Raw genomic sequence first — 20,520 nt, 5'->3', positions numbered from 1 at the left:
ACCATGCGTTTATTTTTACCTATTACCACTATTTTAATTGCCTTAGCTTTATTAATTCCCGGGGTGACTCAGCCCGTACTGAGTATGGAAGGTAAAATTGATAAGTCTAAACTTGCTGAGGCGGGCATTGAAATGTTGGCAGATGAAGGGAATCAAAACACCCGTAATATGCTAATGATGATCTCGAGTATGTTGGGGTTAGATAAACTTGAAGGCGAGATAAGCGCTTATCAAAAAACACGCAGTATTTGGGGCACCGTTAACGAACTGGCCGATAACAAAAACTACTTAGTGGCGATATTAGTGGCGTTTTTTTCAATGGTGATCCCAACAATTAAGCTGCTGCTTCAATTGTTGTATTGTGTGCTGAAGGAGACTTCGTTTAAGCACAATCTTGGTAAGGTGATTATCGGTTTAAGTAAATGGAGTATGGTGGATGTGTTTGTTATTGCATTAATAGTGGCTTACATGGCTGGTAATGCAAACGCGAACTCAGAAGATTTACTTAATATGCATGCTGAGTTTGGTACTGGTTTTTGGTATTTTACCGGCTATTGCTTGTTCGCCATTGCGGCCAGTAGCTTCATAAAGCCAGTAGTAAAAACCAGTTAATTATTGAGTTTTAAACACAGTTCCCATAAACTTTAAACGTCTATTTATTTTTAGGTTAATTCATTGCAACGTATTTACTGTATTTTACTCACGCTAACTTTGTTACTCACTTTTGTGGGTCAAGCCGTTGCGTCTGTATCTATGGTATGTGATATGCCGCATACGAACATGGCAACCCATGAATCGATGCAGCATAGTAAGATGGCAATGAGTGACGATGCTGATACAACAACCATTTCTATGGATTGCTGTAGTGAGCAAAGCACGTTAACCCAAGATTGCAGTTGCCCGATGAGTGCTTGTAGTTCGCATTCAGCCTTGCATGTAAACTCACTATTTATAGCCTCCAAATTACCCTCTGAAAAAGTGCAACATGCTGTAATACAGCATCAAGTTAACTTTGCACGTTCTCTTTACCGTCCTCCTATGCCTGCATAATCGCAGGGTAGGTGTATTTAAAATCTAGTTATTTAGCTTTTTGTCATCTATCTGCTTATAAATTTAATCGTTTTCATTCGTTATTTTTAAATTTAAGTGGAGCAAGTGATGAATCACTTCGCAGTATTAAAATCCGTGTGTATAAGTAGCTTGTTGAGTATTAGTGTCTCTGTACACAGTGCTGAACTAGGTTTAAATGAGGCAATTAACTATGCCTTAAACCATGAGCCCTGGCTTAAAGCTAGCAAGCAAAAACAATCATCAATTGAAGCAAAAAGTATTGCCGCAGGAACCTTACCTGATCCAGTGCTTACATTAGGGTTAATGAACCTACCAACTAATGGTTTTGCTTTTGATCAAGAAAATATGACCCAATTTAAGGTGGGAATTAGCCAATCACTGAGCCGAGGCGATAGCCTAGCACTTCAACAAAAGGCCCTTTCTCAGTCAGCTGCAGCAGAGCCTTGGCTGCGTAAAGATAGACTCGCGCAAGTAAAAACCATAGTTACTGAGTCATGGCTCAATGCTTATAGAGCGCAACGAAGCATTGCACTAATTGAGCAAGATAAAGCTTTGTTTACTCAGCTCATTGATATTACAGAATCAAGCTATGTAAGCTCGGTGGGCAAAACACGCCAACAAGATATTATTCGAGCGCAATTAGAGTTAACCCGCCTTGAAGATAAATTAATGCAACTGGAGCAGCAGCTACAAGGTGCTAAAAAGCGGCTAACACAATGGTTGCCTATCGCTATGCTGAGCCTGCCTGTCAGTGATGACTTTTCAGAGCTTACAGCATTAAAAAACTACACCGAGTTAGAGTATCAGCAATTAATGACCATGCTATTAAAGCACCCTGCAATTATGGCAATGGATAATGCAATAGTGGCAAAGCAAACTCAAATTAGTGTGGCTGAGCAAGGCTATAAACCGCAAATTGGCGTTAATATGGGGTACGGTTATCGTGATGACATGCCCATGGGTGGCTCGCGAGCAGACCTTTTCTCTGTGGGTATAAGTATTGATTTACCGCTGTTTACCGATAACCGCCAAGACCAACTAGTAAATGCTGCCATTGCTGATAGCGAAGAAGCTAAAACACAAAAATTAATAGCCCTTAAAAAGCTACAAGGGATGTACTTTAAGGAAGTTAGCCAGTTAGCGCGGCTTCATCAGCGCGCCGAGCTTTATCAAGCCAAGCTGCTGCCGCAAATGGCTGAGCAAGCTCAAGCGACCCTAAATGCCTACACTCGCGATGATGGTAATTTCTCAGATGTGATGCAAGCGCGTATTAGTCAATTAAATGCCAAGATAGACGCCCTAAACATTCATGTTGATCAAAAGATAATTATCGCAAGGTTAAATTATTACGCCAGTGCTGATGATACCAGCTTAAAAAACACACCACAGCAGGAGCCGAGCTATGAATACTAATTTAAAATTATTACTGGTGGCTATATGTAGTGCGGCATTAACTACGGGGATATTATTAAGCTTACCTAGTGAGCACTCTATGCCAACTGACAGTAAAGCCAGTAGTAAAAAAGAGCCGCTTTATTGGGTCGCACCTATGGACAGTAATTATCGCCGAGATGAACCTGGTTTATCGCCCATGGGCATGGATTTAGTGCCTGTTTACGAAGAGTCAGACAGTGGCGCAAATGAAGGGCCTGGCAGTATTCAAATTTCACCCACAGTGATTAATAATTTAGGTGTGCGTACCGCCCCTGTTGCGTTTGCTGCACTTGAAAATGAAGTTAACACGGTAGGTTATGTGCAATACAACCAAGACCAGCTAATTCATATTCATCCGCGCGTAGAGGGATGGGTCGAAACCTTATACGTTAAAGCCGCGGGTGATCAGGTTAAACAAGATGAGCCACTTTATACCTTATATTCACCACAGCTAGTGAATGCACAAGAAGAATTTGTGTTAGCGTTAAAGCGCAATAATCCGGTGCTAATTCGTGCCGCTAAAGCCCGTTTAAAATCACTCAATGTGTCTGATGGCTTTATTTCACGTCTGCAAAAAGGTCAGCAAGTACTGCAAAACATAACGTTTTATGCCCGCCAAGGTGGTGTTGTTGATGAACTTAATATTCGTGAAGGATTTTATGTTAAACCTGATACCTCAATGATGAGTATTGCTCAGCTTGATGAAGTATGGGTTGAGGCTGAGGTATTTGAGCGCCAAGCAGAACTCATTCGTGTTGGCTTGCCTGTAACCATGACACTCGATTATTTAAGTGGCCAACGCTGGCAAGGGCAAGTGGATTATATTTACCCTACCTTAGATGCTAAAAATCGTACTTTAAGAGTACGTTTGCGCTTTGATAACCAAGGCCATCAGTTAAAGCCTAATATGTTTGCTCAAGTCAGTATTCATAGTCAAGTAGCTGAAAAACAGTTAATCGTACCTAAAGAAGCTGTTATTCGCACTGGTAGCCAAAACCGTGTTGTAGTTGCACTAGGGGAAGGTCGTTTTAAATCGGTCGAGGTAACTTTAGGGCGAAGTGATGCTGCTAATACCGAAATTTTATCAGGTGTTATGGCAGACGATGAAGTGGTTACTTCAGCACAGTTTTTAATTGATTCAGAATCGAGTAAAAACTCTGACTTTAAGCGTATGCAAGCAGTCTCGCATGGCAATATGCAAATGAGTGATACCAACCCAAGCATGGCAACTGTGAATGGAGTGATTAACAGTATTGATGCTAACAATCGAGTTGTGAATATCAGCCGTGAGGCAATTGAAAAGTGGGGGCGTGGACCTGCAACTATGGACTTTGTGTTAGCAAAAAATGTAACGATTGAGGCGTTTAAGCTAAATGATGAAGTTACATTTACCTTTAGTATTGAGCAAGGTGAGTTTGTGATCCATACAATGACTTCTGTGCATGCTATGCATAGTCAGCACGAGTAGGAGTGGTTATGATTACTGCAATTATTCGCTGGTCTGTTGTTAATCGTTTTTTTGTACTGTTACTGACCGCTATATTGATTGGTGGCGGCTTGTATGCTGTAAAAAATACGCCTGTAGATGCTTTACCCGATTTATCCGATGTACAGGTTATTGTTAAAACCTCTTATCCTGGGCAAGCACCGCAAGTAGTACAGGATCAGGTTACATTTCCTATAACCACGGCGATGTTATCGGTACCTGGCGCGCAAACAGTGCGAGGCTTTTCGTTTTTTGGTGACTCCTACGTATACGTTATTTTTGATGAAGACACCGATTTATATTGGGCGCGAAGCCGTGTTCAAGAGTATTTAAGCCAAGTATCTGCGCGCTTACCTAGTACGGCAATTGCAGAGCTAGGCCCGGATGCCACCGGCGTTGGCTGGGTATATTTATATGCACTCACTGATACCACCGGTAAGCATGACATAAGCCAACTACGTAGTTTACAAGATTGGTTTTTAAAATTTGAACTGCAAACTGTACCCGGTGTGTCCGAAGTGGCATCGGTAGGCGGTATGGTCAAACAATACCAAGTAAACGTTCAGCCCGATAAGCTTCGTGCTTATGGTATTCCGCTAAGCCTTATTCAAACTGCCATTAAGCAAGGCAATCAAGAAATGGGTGCATCGGTAGTTGAGATGGCAGAAGCTGAATACATGGTCACCAGTACTGGCTACGTAAAAAGTGTTGCTGATTTAGAAGCCATTCCTTTAGGTATAAACGCTAACGGTACTGCACTACAGTTACGTGATGTTGCTAATGTGCGTCTAGGTCCGCAAATGCGCCGCGGTGTTGCCGAGCTTAACGGCGAAGGCGAGGTGGCAGGTGGCGTAGTGGTTATGCGTTTTGGTGAAAACGCGCAAAAAACCATAGAGCTCGTTAAAGCTAAATTAGAGTCACTTAAAAAAGGGCTACCAGAGGGGGTTGAAATTGTACCTGTGTACGACCGCTCTCATTTAATAAAAGACGCAGTTGATAACCTCACCTCTAAATTAATGGAAGAGCTTATTGTAGTGGCTTTAGTGTGTGTGGTGTTTTTATTCCATGTACGCTCATCGCTGGTGGCTATTATTACCTTACCGTTAGGCATACTCACCGCTTTTATTATTATGTATTGGCAGGGAATTAACGCCAATATCATGTCATTAGGCGGGATTGCTATTGCGATTGGTGCTATGACTGATGGTGCGATTGTGATGATTGAAAACATGCACAAGCACATGGAGAAAAAACCGCTAACAGATGAAAACCGTTGGCAAGTGGTGATTGACTCTGCCAGTGAAGTTGGGCCTGCGTTATTTTTTAGCTTATTAATAATTACCGTGAGTTTTATGCCGGTATTTATTTTAGAAGCTCAGGAAGGACGAATGTTTGCGCCATTAGCGTACACAAAAACCTATGCAATGGCGGCCTCGGCCGGATTAGCAATTACCTTAGTACCCGTGCTGATGGGTTATTTCATTCGTGGTAAGGTGATCTCTGAAAATAAAAATCCAGTTAACCGTTTACTGGTAAATAGTTATAAGCCGCTGTTAAATCTAGTATTAAAATTTCCGAAAAGTACCTTGCTGATTGCGCTAGTTATCACTTTAATGGGCTTTTATCCGATAAATAAAATAGGCAGTGAATTTATTCCACCTCTTGATGAGGGGGATCTAATGTATATGCCGACTACTTATCCAGGAATTTCAATAGGTAAGGCGCGCGAGCTATTGCAGCAAACCGATAAATTGATTGCCACTGTGCCCGAGGTGAAAACCGTATTTGGTAAAATTGGACGAGCGGAAACGGCAACTGATCCGGCACCACTGACCATGATTGAAACCTTCATACAGTTTAAGCCTAAAGATCAGTGGCGCGAAGGCATGACCACTGAAAAACTCAAACAAGAGCTGGATGCTTTAGTTAAGTTTCCTGGGCTGACTAACGCTTGGGTAATGCCAATTAAAACGCGGATAGATATGCTGGCTACAGGGATTAAAACTCCTGTGGGTATAAAAGTAGCGGGGCCAAATTTGAATAAGATTCAAAAAATAGGTCAACAAATAGAGATATTACTTAAAGATCTTCCCGGTACAGCGTCTGTTTACTCAGAGCGTGTAGCGGGTGGGCGTTATATTAAGGTAGATATTAACCGTGAAAAAGCAGCGCGCTACAGTTTAAATATTGCTGATGTGCAACAAGTAGTCGCAACCGCTATTGGTGGCATGAACGTGACTGAAACGGTTGAGGGTCAAGAGCGCTACCCGGTTAATATTCGTTATCCGCAAGCGTACCGTAACTCCCCCGAAGAACTGATGCTTTTACCTATAGTTACTCCAACGGGGCAACGAATTGCACTTGCTGATGTGGCGGATGTATTTATTAGTGATGGTCCGCCTGGCATAAAAAGTGAAAATGCCCGTTTAAATGGTTGGAGCTTTATTGATATTAAAGATACTGATATTGGTAGCTATGTAGCAAATGCTCAACAATTATTGAATGAGCAGCTTATTTTACCTGCTGGATACTCTATAACTTGGGCTGGGCAATACGAATACATGGAGCGCGCTAAAGCTAAACTGAGTTATGTGTTGCCGCTTACCTTAGCCATTATTGTAGTGCTGCTTTATCTTAACTTTAGAAGCTTCACCGAGGTATTTATCATTATGGCGACTTTACCACTAGCAATGATAGGTGGCATTTGGCTAATGTACTTAGAAGGCTTTAACTTCTCTGTTGCTGTGGGGGTCGGCTTTATTGCCCTTGCAGGGGTAGCTGTTGAAATTGGCGTTATTATGTTGGTGTATTTAAACCAAGCTTATAAAGCGCAGATAGAGGCCGCTTCTCAAGTGGGAAAAAGCTTGAGTATTGAGCAGCTTAAGCATGCCATATTAGAAGGCGCCGGTTTACGTGTTCGCCCGGTAATGATGACGGTAGCAACCATAGTAATTGGCCTATTACCTGTATTATATGGCACCGGCACGGGGAGTGAAGTAATGAGCCGTATAGCGGCACCTATGGTCGGTGGTATGTTCAGTGCTATTGTTTTAACACTGCTGGTGTTGCCTGCTGTGTATTTATTGTGGCGAAAGCGAAACCTATAATATTTACATTGGTTGTGTAACTTGTACTGAAAATATCAGTACAAGTTAGGCAACTTTTTTTTATCCACTGATTTTATTGTGTTTTTTATTGGCATGATTCACGCATCTATTTAATCATTAGGGTTAAAAAGTAAGGAACGCACATGCAAGTAAAAACAATTCAAGAAGTGTTCGATTGGACCGTTCAATTTCATACACAAATGGCGGCTAATTTCTTTAGTGTTAGGGAGTTAATGGGTGAGCGCAATGTGGCGCTGGCTGATTATTGTGTTGATTATGAAAAAAAGCTCGCAGAGGATTTAATTGGATTCAAGGCAATCAGCGAAATTAATACCTTAAACACCTACTGTTATGAATACTTTTTAGAAAATAACGAGATTGTTCAATTTACTGATTTAGACCGAGACCAAGATCTTAATGCACAAGCGATTCAAGAATACTTATCTACGCAGCATCAAAAAGTGCTGGATGTTTATAGTTACTTATCGGATAAGGCTCAATCGCCCGAGGCGCAAGAAAAGTTAAATCAGCTTCATGAATTAGAAGAGCAAGGTTTGAAGCAAATGATGCAAAGTATTAATCGTCACGCTGATATGTAGCTTTAAGAGTTACTCATAAAAAGGGCGCTATAGCTAGCGCCTTTTTTGTGTTTTGAATTATAAAGCAAATTTAACTTTGTTCTATATCAACCACTAAGTCGCTAGTAATTGATTCAAGTGCGTTAATAACCTCTTCTTTATTCAGTCCGTTAGGTAGGCTCACGGTGGCAACGGCACTAAATATAGGCACTCCCCAGTTTGGCGCACTTTGCTGCCTAGAATTTAAGTTTGTAATATTCGCGCCTTTATGGCGAATAACACTTGCCAGCTCTTGCACTATACCAGGGCGATCATTACCGGTAATCACAAAATTAAGTTGCTCCAGCTCTACAGGCTCAATTTCAATGTTACCCTTTTCAATACGAACATCTAACTTAGGAAGCCCGTTAAGCGCATCTTGAAATGTCTGTAAATGCTCTTCAGCTACTTCAACTTGAATGATGCCTGCAAAGTGACCGAGTAAGTGACTTAAATTACTGCTTAACCAATTGCCGTGGTTTTCCAATATAACCGATGAAATACTTTCTACTAAACCGGGGCGATCTTCCCCTAAAATAGTTATTACCAACTGCTTCATAATAGTTCTCTTTTTTAAGCCCAAATGAAAAAAATAAATGCATAGGCATTAAGTGATGCGATCTAATGTATGTGATTCTAAATGTATGTAAAAGCTAACCACAAAAGGATTGTTACAGCTTAAGAGGTTACTTTATTGTTGTTATATTAGATGCCCATTGAGTATTGTCTTGGATAAATAGTTTGTCCAATTAATAATTGATTTAGTTCATAAATAACGCATAAATAAATACAATTACTACTACAAACAATACTTTAATATTATTTAAAATCGCAATTTAGCCTAAAATCCGCTCATAAAGCTGAAAATTTAATCTGCAAAGATGAACAGACTCTGTATAAGTAAAGAATTATTACGACTGTAACATTACTGTCACTTTGATGAAATATAATGCGCCCAACGTTAAGATATAAGGGTGTTTTGATGACTTCAAATCCGAATAAACCGACTTTTAATACGGATCGAAGCCGTCTATTTAAAGACCGGTTTGCTAAGTTTGGCATAACCGCTGGCGGTATAATGGTATTAATAGCACTGCTATTAATCTTTTTTTACCTTCTTTATGTAGTGCAGCCTATTTTTGAGTCAGCCAAAGTTGAAAAGCGCGCTAGCTTTAATGTTGCTAATACTGAGCAAATAGTAGGGCTTGGTGTTGAAGAGCAAACTGAGGTTGCTTACTTACTTGATAATCAAGGTCAAGTTAACTTCTATAGTGTTGATAAAGCACAGTTTGGTAAAAAACTAAAAACACTTAATGCCACTTTACCCGCGCAGGTAACTAGTTTTGCAAATAGTGCTCCTTTTCAAGGGCATTATGCGTATGGCTTAGAAAACGGCACCGTGACTATTGTCGCGCCTAAGTTTTTAGTTACCTTCCCTAATAATGAACGTAAATTAACCCCGCGTTTAGGTTATCCTCTGGGGGAAATGGCACTCGAAGTTGATGAGCAAGGTGCCGCTATTAAGCGTTTTGCCTTTAGCCATTATGAAGACAAAACAGCCGTGGTGGCACTTACCGCCGATAAACGAGTGGTATTTAGTAGCTTTGTAGCCGAAGAAAACATGTTCACTGGTGAAGTTGAATGGCAAGTGGAACGCACTGAACTTAACGTTGATGGTCGCGTAGATGAGCTATTAATGTCGCCAGATACCACCCGCACCTTTGTTCGTTCTGCTAATCAAATTTACGTATTCGATACTCGCTACCCAAGTGAAGTTGAGCAAATTCAATTATTATCTGCCAATGAAGAAAACGCCAATATAGTGTCATCGCAATTATTGGCGGGTGCAAACTCACTGATGTTGGCCAATGATAATGGTGAAATATCGCAGTGGTTTGAAATCAATACAGATTCAGGACGTGAGTTTCAAAAAATCCGTTCATTTGAAACGACTAAGCAAAGTAAGCTGAATATTTTTACCGAGTTTTACCGTCGCACCTTTTTTACAACCGGTCAAAATGGTGAATTAGGGCTTTATTACACAACCAGCGAAGCAAAGTTATGGCAAGGTAAAGTCAGTGACGGTGCAATTGAACAATTTGCTATTGCTCCGCGTTCAAATGCGGCGCTAATTTTAGCTGATAATAAGCTAACGGTTTTAGAAATTCATAACGAGCACCCAGAAGTAACGTGGTCAGCGCTTTGGCAAGAAGTGTGGTACGAAGGCTACCCTGAACCCGGCTATATTTGGCAATCTACTTCTGCCAGTGATGATTTTGAATCGAAATTTTCACTAGTACCTATTTCATTTGGTACTTTAAAAGCAGCGCTTTATGCGATGTTATTTGCAGTACCTATTGCTATATCAGCCGCTATTTATACTGCTTATTTTATGTCGAGCGAATTGCGTCGCGTGGTTAAGCCGACGGTTGAAATAATGGAAGCTCTACCAACGGTTATTCTAGGCTTTTTAGCTGGCTTGTGGTTAGCGCCTTTAATTGAAGAGCACTTGCCGGCTATTGTTGGTTTACTGGTGTTACTGCCATTAGGTATTTTAGCAACGGCGTTAGGCTGGACTAAATTACCTGCGGTTATTCGCCATAAAATTCCTGAAGGTTCACATTCAATTTTACTAATACCTGTGGTGTTATTTATTGGTTGGTTGTCGTTTGCGATGAGCGAAAGTATCGAACTATGGATGTTTGATGGCAATGTGCGTCAATACCTAACTAATGAATTAGGCATGACCTTCGATCAGCGTAATTCATTAGTAGTAGGTATTGCGATGGGCTTTGCGGTTATTCCCACTATTTTCTCAATTGCCGAAGATGCGGTATTTAGTGTGCCTAAGCATTTATCAAATGGCTCGTTAGCGTTAGGTGCAACGCAGTGGCAAACCCTAATTCGCGTGGTGTTACTAACGGCCAGCCCAGGTATTTTCTCTGCGGTAATGATGGGATTAGGCCGTGCCGTAGGCGAAACTATGATTGTACTTATGGCTACCGGTAATACCCCGATTATGGATTGGAGTATTTTCCAAGGCATGCGTACTTTAGCCGCTAATATCGCCGTCGAAATGCCAGAGTCGGAAGTAGGGAGTTCGCATTACCGAATTCTATTCTTAGCCGCCTTTGTATTATTCATATTCACCTTTATTTTCAACACCGTTGCTGAGTTTGTTCGTCAGCAGCTGCGTGAAAAATACAGCTCAATGTAAGTGGAGAAACACGACATGGTAAAGCAGTGGTTTAGGTCTGGTTCTCCTTGGATTTGGATGACCGGTGGTGCTGTCAGCATCAGTTTAATTTCAGTAATTGGTTTACTCGCCATGATTGCATGGAAGGGGTTAAGCTTTTTTTGGCCATCTCAAGTTATGCAGTATGAGCTTGAAGGCTCAATTGCGAAGCAAACCGTTATTGGTGAAATTTATGACCGTGAATTGGTACCTAAGTCGCGTTTAGCGGCAACCGGTATTGATGTTTCTAAATTTGAAAAAGATGAGGTTGAGCGTTTACTAATTAAAACAGGTAACCGTGAGTATGTTGATTTAGATTTTCGCTGGATACTCGAAACCGATATTAAACAAAGTTCAGCACCCAAAGCACTCGCGGTATTCGAGCGCAGTAAAAACGGTAATTTTTACGGGTATGTAGAAAGCGTCATTAAAGACGGTCAGACGGTAACAGCAGATAAAGTAGAAACCTTACATGACCTTGTAGAGCGTGCAGTCGACTTAAATGACGAAGCGCTTGATTTACAAAATGGCGACATAGGACATATAAACTATGAGCTAGAGCGTTTACGTTTACAAGAAAAAGCCTACTTGCTTGATAACGAGCTAACTGACGAGCGTGTTGCTGAGCTTGCTCAAGCGCGTGCTGATTTACGTGCACAATATGGTGAATTAGAAAAAGAGCTATTCGCACTGCGTAAACAAGCTAAACGTGATCAAGTAACCGTAAAAGATATGCGTGGTGAGGTTGTTACTATCCCGCTTTATCAAGTGTTGGATGTATGGTTTCCAAACGATATGGGCTTTTTTGCTAAACTAGGTCATTACTTTGTGCAGTTAGGTAAGTTTGTTGCAGATGACCCACGTGAAGCTAATACCGAAGGCGGCGTATTTCCTGCTATTTTTGGTACGGTATTTATGGTGATGTTAATGGCTGTGATTGTAACGCCATTTGGCGTGGTTGCTGCTATTTACTTACATGAATATGCAGCCAAAAATGCAATTACTAAAATGATCCGTATTGCGGTTATTAACTTGGCGGGTGTTCCGTCTATTGTATACGGTGTATTTGGCTTAGGTTTCTTTGTTTATATGGTTGGTGGTAGTGTTGACCAATTATTTTATCCAGAGTCATCGCCTACCCCTGTGTTTGGTACCCCAGGTGTTTTATGGTCAGCACTTACCTTGGCGATATTAACGTTGCCAGTAGTGATAGTGTCTACCGAAGAAGGTTTATCTCGTATTCCAAGCACGGTCCGTGATGGTTCGCTAGCACTGGGCGCGACTAAGGTAGAAACGCTATGGCGAATCATAATTCCTATGGCCAGTCCTGCAATTATGACGGGTTTAATTTTAGCGGTTGCTCGTGCAGCGGGTGAGGTTGCACCACTTATGCTGGTGGGTGTGGTAAAAATGGCGCCAACGCTGCCGCTTGATGGTAACTTCCCATATATACATTTAGACAGAAAATTCATGCACTTAGGTTTTCATATTTACGATGTTGGCTTTCAAAGCCCGAACGTTGAAGCGGCGCGTCCGCTGGTATATGCAACGGCCTTTTTGTTAGTGTCGGTTATTATTACCCTTAACATCACCGCCATTGGTATACGTAACCATTTACGTGAAAAATTCAGATCGCTTGAGCATTAATTTAGTATAGGTAACAAACATGATTACAGTCGCTCCAAAAGTAAACCAAGCAAAGCCAAGCTTGAAGTTAGATTTAAATAATTTAACAGACGAACAAAAAGCGCTAGAAATTAAAGATCTCGACCTTTACTACGGTGATAAACAAGCACTGAGTAAAGTAAATATGAATATTCCTAAAGGCCAAGTAACGGCATTTATCGGCCCGTCGGGTTGTGGTAAATCAACCTTATTACGTTGTATTAACCGCATGAACGACTTGGTAGATATTTGTCGTATTGAAGGCGAAATCATGCTGCATGGGCAAAATATTTACGATAAAAGCGTTGATGTTGCAGCGCTTCGCCGTAATGTTGGCATGGTGTTCCAGCGCCCAAACCCATTTCCAAAATCAATTTATGAGAATGTGGTATATGGTCTTCGCCTGCAAGGCATTAAAGAAAAGCGTAAGCTTGATGAAGTGGTCGAGCAATCGCTTCGCGGTGCAGCTCTTTGGGATGAAGTAAAAGATAGACTTCACGATAGCGCATTTGGTTTATCGGGCGGTCAGCAGCAACGTTTAGTGATTGCTCGCTCTATTGCGATTGAGCCAGAGGTATTACTGCTTGATGAGCCAACATCAGCACTGGATCCGATTTCAACGTTAGTAATCGAAGAACTAATTAATGATTTAAAGAATAAATTTACTGTGGTTATTGTTACTCACAACATGCAACAAGCAGCTCGTGTTTCTGATCAAACAGCGTTTATGTATATGGGGGAGCTGATTGAGTATTCAGATACCAATACCTTGTTTACAACGCCTACAAAGAAAAAAACGGAAGATTATATTACCGGTCGCTACGGCTAGTCGGATTAAAACGCGAAAGCAATAAATTATTAAAGAAGGTCATTATGGAACACAACATTAATAAACATATTTCTGGTCGTTTTAATCAAGAACTAGAAGATGTCCGTAACCATGTGCTAAGCATGGGTGGACTGGTTGAGCAGCAACTAAATAGTGCCCTTGACGCGGTAAGTCAAAACGATGCGGTACTAGCACAAAAAGTGCGTGAGAATGATTATAAAGTTAATGCAATGGAAGTGAGTATTGATGAAGACTGTACTCGCATTATCGCGCGTCGTCAGCCAGCTGCTAGCGACCTGCGTTTAGTGGTGGCAATTGCAAAAACCATTGCCGATTTAGAGCGAATTGGTGATGAAGCTAAGCGAATTGCTAAAGTTGCACTAGACTCATTTACTAAGGATCAACAAGATTTATTAGTAAATATCGAAAATATGGGACGCCAAGTATCTAAAATGTTGCATGACGTTTTAGATGCATTTGCACGTATGGATGTGCAACGTGCATTTGAAGTGCATAAAGAGGATGCCAAAGTGGATAGGGAATATGAAGCAATCACCCGTCAAATAATGACTTACATGATGGAAGATCCGCGCTCAATTCCAAAAATTATGGATTTAGTATGGTCTGTTCGCTCATTAGAGCGCATCGGTGATCGCTGTCAAAACATCGCTGAATATATTATCTATTTTGTAAATGGAAAAGATATTCGTCATACATCTCAAGAAGATATAGAGAAGTCTTTGTAATTTTGAACCATCATCCTTTTTAATTATAGGGATGAATATTCATTTTTCTTTTAGTCTGCTGGTCATTGAGCAATAAAAAGCGTTCACAATCGAGCTTAATGCTGTAAAATTCACGCTGATCAGCATACTAAATTGATTTAAGGGTCAGTTATGCATACAAACGCGTTTCTAGGAGTATTTGCAAAATCTCCTATAAAACCAATGGAAGAACATATCCGAAAGGTTCATCAAGCTAGTAAAACCTTGATACCTTTTTTCAATCACGTTTTTAAAGAAGAATGGCAACAAGCTGAAGAGCTACGTTTAACTATTCGAAACTTAGAGCGTGAAGCCGATGAAATGAAAAGAAACATACGCCTACAATTACCGCGTGGATTATTCATGCCGGTAGAGCGTACAGATCTGCTCGAATTAGTAACCCAACAAGACAAAATTGCTAATAAAGCAAAAGACATTGCTGGGCGCGTAATTGGTCGTGAGATGATCATACCAAAAGAGATTCAAGAAGACTTTTTGGCATATGTAACTCGTTGTGTAGATGCAACTAAACAAGCATCTAAAGCGATTAATGAATTAGAAGAATTGTTAGAAACAGGCTTTAAAGGCAGAGAAGTAACTCTGGTTGAAAAAATGCTTGTTGAATTGGATGCCATAGAACAAGACACGGATGAAATGCAAATTAAAATACGCCGTCAACTACGTAAAGTAGAAGATGGGCTAAATCCAGTTGATGTAATGTTTTTATACAAAATCATTGAATGGGTTGGCGAGCTTGCAGATATTGCAGAGCGCGTAGGATCACGTCTTGAGCTGATGTTAGCTCGTTAATTTAAAATCAGTTCAAACACGAAAGATTAAGGTTACACAATGGATATCATTGCATCTTACGGCACGGTATTAATTTTAATTGCCGCAGCAGTCGGCTTTTTTATGGCTTATGGTATTGGCGCAAACGACGTTGCCAATGCGATGGGTACATCGGTGGGTTCAAAAGCACTTACCATTAAACAAGCGATTTTTATCGCGATGATTTTTGAATTCGCAGGTGCTTATTTAGCAGGGGGTGAAGTAACATCAACAATTCGTAAAGGGATTATTGATGCGACCCCATTTGCTGACATTCCTGAACTGATGGTTTTAGGTATGATCGCCTCTTTATTCGCCGCTGGCAGTTGGTTATTAATGGCCTCGTTTTTAGGTTGGCCGGTATCGACGACTCATTCAATCATTGGCGCTATCATTGGTTTTGCTCTTGTTGCAGTAGGCACAGAGGCTATTCAATGGGGTAAGGTTGCCGGTATCGTAGGTAGCTGGATTGTAACGCCGGCGATATCTGGTTTTATAGCGTACTTAATATTTATGAGTGCGCAAAAGCTGATTTTTGACACCGATGCTCCACTTAAAAATGCAAAGCGCTTTGTACCAATATACATGGGTTTAGCTGGCTTTATTATGGCACTTGTGACCATTAAAAAAGGCTTAAAGCACATTGGTATTAATTTAGGTACATTTGAAGGTTTTGCTATTTCTATTGGTATAGCGGTACTAGTTGCTGTTATTGGTAAAATTGCTATTTCTCGTTTAAATATCGATCCTAAAGCGGATAGAGAAATGCAGTTTAACAATGTAGAAAAAGTGTTTGCGGTACTTATGGTGCTAACTGCTTGTTGTATGGCATTTGCTCATGGTTCTAACGACGTTGCTAACGCAATTGGACCTCTAGCTGCTGTTGTAAACATTGTTGAAAACAATGGTGAAATTGCTAAAAAGGCGGCTATCGCTTGGTGGATATTACCACTAGGTGGTTTAGGTATTGTTGCCGGTCTTGCTATTTTAGGTAAAAAAGTAATTAAAACCATTGGTGAAGGTATTACCCATTTAACACCAAGTCGTGGTTTTGCTGCTGAATTAGCCGCGGCCTCTACGGTTGTTATTGCATCGGGCACAGGCTTACCTATCTCAACCACACAAACCCTAGTGGGCGCTGTGTTGGGCGTAGGTATGGCACGTGGTATTGCCGCACTTAACATGGGTGTAATAAGAAATATTGTAGTTTCTTGGGTAATTACATTGCCAGTTGGTGCTGCCCTTGCTATTGTTATTTTCTACGTACTAAGAACCGCTTTTGGGGTTTAATAAAAAGTACTTAAAAGACTTTTAGCTTGAAAAGATCTCAACGCCCTTGGTGTTGGGGTCTTTTTATTTGTGGAAAGAAAAATGACCAATCTCCCTAGTATTAAACAGCTGCAGTATTTATTAGCTGTGCATCAACATCAACATTTTGGCCGAGCAGCCAGTGCTTGTTTTATCGGTCAGTCTACGCTGAGTACCGCGATTCAAAACCTAGAAGAAACTTTAGGATGTCAGCTTATAGAGCGAGAAAATCGCAGCCTAATGTTTACCACCATTGGTGAAGAGGTGGTTGAGCGTTCAAGAAAAATAATCAACGATACAATTAGTTTAAAAGAGTTAACTAAAAGCTTTTTAACACCGCTTAGTGGTACATTAACGGTGGGTGTTATTCCTACTATAGCCAGCTTTATCGCAGCGCCTTTATATCATTTTTGTCAGCAAACATTTGTAGATTTAGAGTTGGTATTAATTGAAGACACCAGCGACAAGCTTCTCGACAAGTTAGAACATGGGCAAATTGATTTAGCATTATTAGCGCTGCCCTACGAAACCGATAAATTTCATACCCAAGTATTAGCACAAGATCACTTTAGCTTAGTGCATCATAAAGATTACATGCCAGCTAAAGGTATTGAAGACTTTAATTTACTACCAGAAGCCAGTGTATTCTTGCTTGAGCGAGAGCACTGTATGACAGGGCATGCGCTTAGTGCGTGTCATTTAAACCGCTCTAGTTGTATAAACCCCTTTGAGGCGGCTAGCCTTCATACCTTATTGAGTATGGTTGAGTATAAACTTGGCGTGACGTTTTTACCGCAAATGGCAATTAACGCGGGTATTTTAGAGAACAAAGATATGCTTGCTACACCATCGCAAGGTGATGCCTATCGTGATATTGGTGTATTGTGGCGCAAAACAACGGGGCGCATTCGTGACTTTAAATTGTTTAGCCAACAATTAGAGGTTTTTTTGAAAAAGCAGTGCAGTGTTGATTTTAAATAGATAAAAAAAAGCGTATTTTAATTAATACGCTAAATAACACGGGGGAATTAAAGTGGCTGCTTGTGCTGGCCGTGATAGCTTTCTAGCGGCGGTAAAAATAGTAAGTAAACCCAAACAACTACATTAAAGTAAGGGACTAGCCCAAGCACTGTAAAGGTTTTTACAGGGTAACCCTTGATCTGAGCATATTTGTAACATTGAAGCGCAATAGCAAAGTGTATAAACAATAATAACGTGATTAGTTGCGTCATAAACATCCTCCTTATGCCCTATGTCCACCTTTAAAAGTATAGACATCTAGACGATAAGAAATAAAGATGTCATGTAAAATCAAGGTAATCACTTAATTTTCATGACATTGTGCTGCCGATAAGCAAAGTATAGGTTAGATAGGCAAATTTGAAAGTAATAAATTGCTTAAATTTGTTTATTAATGTTTATAGTGACGTGAGGGTGTCTTGATAAAAAATAGGATTATTTTTTATTTTTTCTAACTCAATCAATACCTTGTCAATAGGTACAGGGCGAGCAATAAAGTAACCTTGCCCGTAGTCGATACCAATTTCTTTAAGTGCAAAAAACACTTCTGCGGTTTCAACATATTCGGCTACAGAGCGCTTATCTAGTGAGCGACTGATGTCATTTATGGCCTTTACTAGCGCTAAATCAATGGAGTCATTAAGCATATCGCGAACAAATGAGCCGTCAATTTTTACGTGTTGAGCTGGTAATTGTTTAAGGTAATTAAAAGTACTGAAGCCGGTGCCAAAGTCATCAATTGAAAAGTGGCAGCCTAAATTATTTAGCCGCTCAATCATTTTACGCGTCGCCGCTAAATTATTAATACTGGCCGACTCGGTTATTTCAAAAATAATTTTCGCCGGAGATACTTTATACTTCTCAAGGGTCGACTCTATTAATGGCAATAAACGCTCATCTAAAAATGACTGTGCCGATAAGTTTATTGCAACTTGAAGAAGCTCTGGATGTGCAGCAACACTCGCAATGCTGTTACGAATAACACATTGGTCCATTAAAAAGGTATCGTTAAGCATTTCCAATGAGGGAATAAATTGATTTGGGTAAATAAGCTCGCCATCGAGTTTTAACCTTAGCAGTACTTCAAAATAGGCAACTTGATTGGTTTTAAAATCCCAAATGGGTTGGTAATGAAGCTCTATACTGTCTTGTTGGAGTGCTTGGCGTACTCCATGACCCCATTCTAAACCCGTTTGCAGCGCATTGTTTTCACCATCTTGTTTTGAATAGCAATGTACTAAGTTACGGCCTAAATTTTTAGCAATATATAACGCAATATCTGACTGCTTTAAGCATTCATTTGGATCGCAGTTATCAGCAGTGATTTGGGTTAAACCAATCGAGCAACTAATTGAATAGATTTGCTCTTCAGATTTAAATTGGTTGCCTTCAATGGCACTACAAATTCCTTCTGCGATTAAATGTGCATCCAATAAATTGGTATTTTTAAGTATCACCGCAAATTCATCACCACCAACACGGCAGATCAGATGCTCATTACTAATATTGGCAATAAACAGCTGAGCCACTTCTTTTAAAACAATATCACCTTGTTGGTGACCTTTGCTGTCGTTGATTATTTTAAAGTGATCAAGGTCGATATAAATAAGTGCATGTTCAATATTTGTATGGGTATTTTCGCTCTGGCAAATATAGTTAAGCTGTTGGTCAAAATAATACCGGTTGTGTAGGCCGGTTAAAGTATCATGCAATGCCAGATGGCGTAATTGCAGCTCTGCTTGCTTGCGCTCATGAATATTATCGAGTGTGGCGGTAATAGTAGCGTTGTTGCTGCTATTTTTTATTAACTGAAGCCGACATTCAACCCACACTGAATTACCATTTTTTTGGCTTAGTTTAACTTCTATTTTTTGTTTGTTTGCGCCACCTTGTAAAATATCATCAATCGTCGCTTGTAATGACTGTTTATATTCTGTGGTACAAAATGCAGTGAGTGGTTGTTGTAAGGTCGACTTAACTCCAAAGCCGCTCAGAGATTCCCACGCAGGGTTTATAAAGCGAATATTCCCTTGTTGGTCTAATTCAAGTACAACTGTGTTTAGGTGCAATAAAATACGTTGATGCGCTGAAAATAGGTCGCGATACTTTACTTCACTAATACTTAGCTGCTGTACCTTATTAGCAAATTCAGCATAGCTGACCATAAAGTCTTCACGACGAGCTGCGTGATCACAGACTTTATTTAAAAATGAGGGGTCGTAAGGGGCGCGAATAAAGTCGGTAACGCCTGAAAGTAATAACTGCTCGGCGTAATCGGCATCGTTTTTATCAATAATAGTAACAATGGCTTGCTGAGGGTTATGCTGTAGGATCTTTTCGACTAATTGATTTGAGCTCTCAGCGTGTGCTGCAGTGGCATCAAGTAGCACGATAGCAAACGGCTGCTGATTATAGGCACTGAGCGCGTCTTTTTCGTTAGTAACATGAGTAATTGCAAAGTTAAGCTTTAATTGTTCACTCATGTCGTTTGCTCTGCTGGTAAAGGGTTCTAATAACAACAGGTTTAAGCGACTGCTTTTTTCTAAATGACTCGACAGCACATTTGCTAGTATTTGCGGCAATATATCTTGGCGCTCAAAAGGCAGTACTGCATCAATGCCATAGCTACGCGCGGTGGTTTCAGCGATACGCTCACAATAAATGGGCGGAATTAGCAAAATAGGCGTGTTTTTCGGCGTGTTTAGCAAACCAGAGCGGATCATACGTGAAAACCGCCAACCATCAATTTTACCTACATCTAAGCCGGTTATGATTATATTTACGCTTTGGTTCTTTAAGATTTTTAACGCATCTTGGCTGTCTGAGGCTTCAATAAACTCAAACACACTAAGCCTCTCCAGCGTGGCACGTATAGTCTGGCGCTCATCATTACTTGCATTTAATATTAGCAATTTAAGCTGTTTTGCCACTTAGGTACCACTCCGAGAAATGCAGATAATAATTCAATTAGTAAGAGTAATGATATTTAGCGATAAGAACAAGCGTATTTAACCGCTATTTTAAATGTAGTTCATTGATAGCTAATTAGGGAGAATATAGGGGTTATCTTGAGCTTCATTAGTAATAGTAATTAGGGAGAATATAGGGGTTATCTTGAGCTTCATTAGTAATAGTAATACACTTGGCGCGATTTTA

Annotated in this window: 16 protein-coding genes; 13 read left to right on the top strand and 3 right to left on the bottom strand. The window is 40.4% G+C overall.

What is annotated here, in order from left to right:
• Positions 1-3 precede the first annotated feature (3 nt).
• The 6 genes from B1F84_RS13770 to B1F84_RS13745 all read left to right on the top strand — a co-directional run bounded on the left by B1F84_RS13770 (position 4) and on the right by B1F84_RS13745 (position 7,697).
• Positions 4-612 (top strand): paraquat-inducible protein A, encoded by a 609-nt coding sequence (locus B1F84_RS13770; protein WP_010391723.1) that lies wholly within the window; start codon positions 4-6, stop codon positions 610-612.
• 63 nt (positions 613-675) lie between these two features.
• Positions 676-1,050 carry a hypothetical protein gene (locus B1F84_RS13765; protein WP_131691745.1) on the top strand — a complete coding sequence of 125 codons (375 nt, stop codon included), beginning with the start codon at positions 676-678 and terminating at the stop codon, positions 1,048-1,050.
• A gap of 108 nt (positions 1,051-1,158) precedes the next feature.
• Positions 1,159-2,484, top strand: a complete 1,326-nt coding sequence (locus tag B1F84_RS13760; RefSeq protein WP_054202641.1) for a TolC family protein — start codon at positions 1,159-1,161, stop codon at positions 2,482-2,484.
• Entirely contained in the window at positions 2,474-3,973 is a 1,500-nt protein-coding gene (locus tag B1F84_RS13755; protein WP_131691744.1) for an efflux RND transporter periplasmic adaptor subunit, read from the top strand. Before B1F84_RS13760 ends, B1F84_RS13755 begins: the two co-directional genes overlap by 11 nt.
• Before the next feature lie 8 nt (positions 3,974-3,981).
• Entirely contained in the window at positions 3,982-7,098 is a 3,117-nt protein-coding gene (locus B1F84_RS13750; protein ID WP_131691743.1) for an efflux RND transporter permease subunit, read from the top strand.
• A gap of 143 nt (positions 7,099-7,241) precedes the next feature.
• A complete protein-coding gene (locus B1F84_RS13745; RefSeq protein WP_008466330.1) occupies positions 7,242-7,697 on the top strand; it encodes a hypothetical protein in 456 nt (151 codons plus the stop codon).
• A 70-nt stretch (positions 7,698-7,767) separates the two neighbouring features.
• On the opposite strand, the gene B1F84_RS13740 is transcribed toward B1F84_RS13745, so the two are convergent.
• Complete coding sequence (locus tag B1F84_RS13740) at positions 7,768-8,274, bottom strand: ACT domain-containing protein (RefSeq protein WP_008466332.1); 507 nt, start codon at positions 8,272-8,274, stop codon at positions 7,768-7,770.
• Positions 8,275-8,697: 423 nt separating this feature from the next.
• On the opposite strand from B1F84_RS13740, the gene B1F84_RS13735 reads away from it, so the two are divergent.
• From B1F84_RS13735 to B1F84_RS13705, 7 genes are all read left to right on the top strand, one after another.
• A complete protein-coding gene (locus tag B1F84_RS13735) occupies positions 8,698-10,932 on the top strand; it encodes an ABC transporter permease subunit (protein WP_036933415.1) in 2,235 nt (744 codons plus the stop codon).
• A gap of 15 nt (positions 10,933-10,947) precedes the next feature.
• Positions 10,948-12,597 carry a phosphate ABC transporter permease PstA gene (gene pstA / locus B1F84_RS13730; protein WP_008466335.1) on the top strand — a complete coding sequence of 550 codons (1,650 nt, stop codon included), beginning with the start codon at positions 10,948-10,950 and terminating at the stop codon, positions 12,595-12,597.
• A 19-nt stretch (positions 12,598-12,616) separates the two neighbouring features.
• The gene (gene pstB, locus B1F84_RS13725; protein WP_008114812.1) at positions 12,617-13,444 is read left to right on the top strand and encodes a phosphate ABC transporter ATP-binding protein PstB; all 828 of its coding nucleotides are present in this window, start codon (positions 12,617-12,619) and stop codon (positions 13,442-13,444) included.
• 44 nt (positions 13,445-13,488) lie between these two features.
• Positions 13,489-14,190, top strand: coding sequence for a phosphate signaling complex protein PhoU (phoU, locus tag B1F84_RS13720; protein WP_008466339.1), 702 nt, complete (start codon positions 13,489-13,491; stop codon positions 14,188-14,190).
• Between the two features lie 150 nt (positions 14,191-14,340).
• The gene (locus tag B1F84_RS13715) at positions 14,341-15,018 is read left to right on the top strand and encodes a TIGR00153 family protein (protein ID WP_036933418.1); all 678 of its coding nucleotides are present in this window, start codon (positions 14,341-14,343) and stop codon (positions 15,016-15,018) included.
• 39 nt (positions 15,019-15,057) lie between these two features.
• A complete protein-coding gene (locus tag B1F84_RS13710) occupies positions 15,058-16,326 on the top strand; it encodes an inorganic phosphate transporter (RefSeq protein WP_008466343.1) in 1,269 nt (422 codons plus the stop codon).
• Positions 16,327-16,407: 81 nt separating this feature from the next.
• On the top strand, positions 16,408-17,325 hold the full coding sequence (locus B1F84_RS13705; protein ID WP_008466345.1) for a hydrogen peroxide-inducible genes activator: 918 nt from the start codon (positions 16,408-16,410) through the stop codon (positions 17,323-17,325).
• Positions 17,326-17,372: 47 nt separating this feature from the next.
• Here B1F84_RS13705 and B1F84_RS13700 read toward each other — a convergent pair whose 3' ends face one another.
• Together B1F84_RS13700 and B1F84_RS13695 are read right to left on the bottom strand one after the other, a co-directional pair.
• On the bottom strand, positions 17,373-17,576 hold the full coding sequence (locus tag B1F84_RS13700) for a hypothetical protein (RefSeq protein WP_008114823.1): 204 nt from the start codon (positions 17,574-17,576) through the stop codon (positions 17,373-17,375).
• 186 nt (positions 17,577-17,762) lie between these two features.
• The gene (locus B1F84_RS13695) at positions 17,763-20,294 is read right to left on the bottom strand and encodes an EAL domain-containing protein (protein WP_131691742.1); all 2,532 of its coding nucleotides are present in this window, start codon (positions 20,292-20,294) and stop codon (positions 17,763-17,765) included.
• Positions 20,295-20,520: the final 226 nt, after the last annotated feature.

The organism is Pseudoalteromonas sp. DL-6 (assembly GCF_004328665.1).
GTDB lineage: Bacteria > Pseudomonadota > Gammaproteobacteria > Enterobacterales > Alteromonadaceae > Pseudoalteromonas.
The sequence above is the reverse complement of the archived record's forward strand: the minus strand, read 5'-3'. Positions and strand labels throughout refer to the sequence as shown.

What these genes read in the sequence shown, in the direction of transcription:
- B1F84_RS13745 (WP_008466330.1), top strand. Translation starts at nt 7,242, where the DNA reads ATGCAAGTAAAAACAATTCAAGAAGTGTTCGATTGGACCGTTCAATTT.
- B1F84_RS13705 (WP_008466345.1), top strand. Translation starts at nt 16,408, where the DNA reads ATGACCAATCTCCCTAGTATTAAACAGCTGCAGTATTTATTAGCTGTG.
- phoU (WP_008466339.1), top strand. Translation starts at nt 13,489, where the DNA reads ATGGAACACAACATTAATAAACATATTTCTGGTCGTTTTAATCAAGAA.
- B1F84_RS13750 (WP_131691743.1), top strand. Translation starts at nt 3,982, where the DNA reads ATGATTACTGCAATTATTCGCTGGTCTGTTGTTAATCGTTTTTTTGTA.
- B1F84_RS13755 (WP_131691744.1), top strand. Translation starts at nt 2,474, where the DNA reads ATGAATACTAATTTAAAATTATTACTGGTGGCTATATGTAGTGCGGCA.
- B1F84_RS13760 (WP_054202641.1), top strand. Translation starts at nt 1,159, where the DNA reads ATGAATCACTTCGCAGTATTAAAATCCGTGTGTATAAGTAGCTTGTTG.
- B1F84_RS13715 (WP_036933418.1), top strand. Translation starts at nt 14,341, where the DNA reads ATGCATACAAACGCGTTTCTAGGAGTATTTGCAAAATCTCCTATAAAA.
- B1F84_RS13770 (WP_010391723.1), top strand. Translation starts at nt 4, where the DNA reads ATGCGTTTATTTTTACCTATTACCACTATTTTAATTGCCTTAGCTTTA.
- pstA (WP_008466335.1), top strand. Translation starts at nt 10,948, where the DNA reads ATGGTAAAGCAGTGGTTTAGGTCTGGTTCTCCTTGGATTTGGATGACC.
- B1F84_RS13735 (WP_036933415.1), top strand. Translation starts at nt 8,698, where the DNA reads ATGACTTCAAATCCGAATAAACCGACTTTTAATACGGATCGAAGCCGT.
- B1F84_RS13700 (WP_008114823.1), bottom strand. Translation starts at nt 17,576, where the DNA reads ATGACGCAACTAATCACGTTATTATTGTTTATACACTTTGCTATTGCG.
- B1F84_RS13740 (WP_008466332.1), bottom strand. Translation starts at nt 8,274, where the DNA reads ATGAAGCAGTTGGTAATAACTATTTTAGGGGAAGATCGCCCCGGTTTA.
- B1F84_RS13710 (WP_008466343.1), top strand. Translation starts at nt 15,058, where the DNA reads ATGGATATCATTGCATCTTACGGCACGGTATTAATTTTAATTGCCGCA.
- pstB (WP_008114812.1), top strand. Translation starts at nt 12,617, where the DNA reads ATGATTACAGTCGCTCCAAAAGTAAACCAAGCAAAGCCAAGCTTGAAG.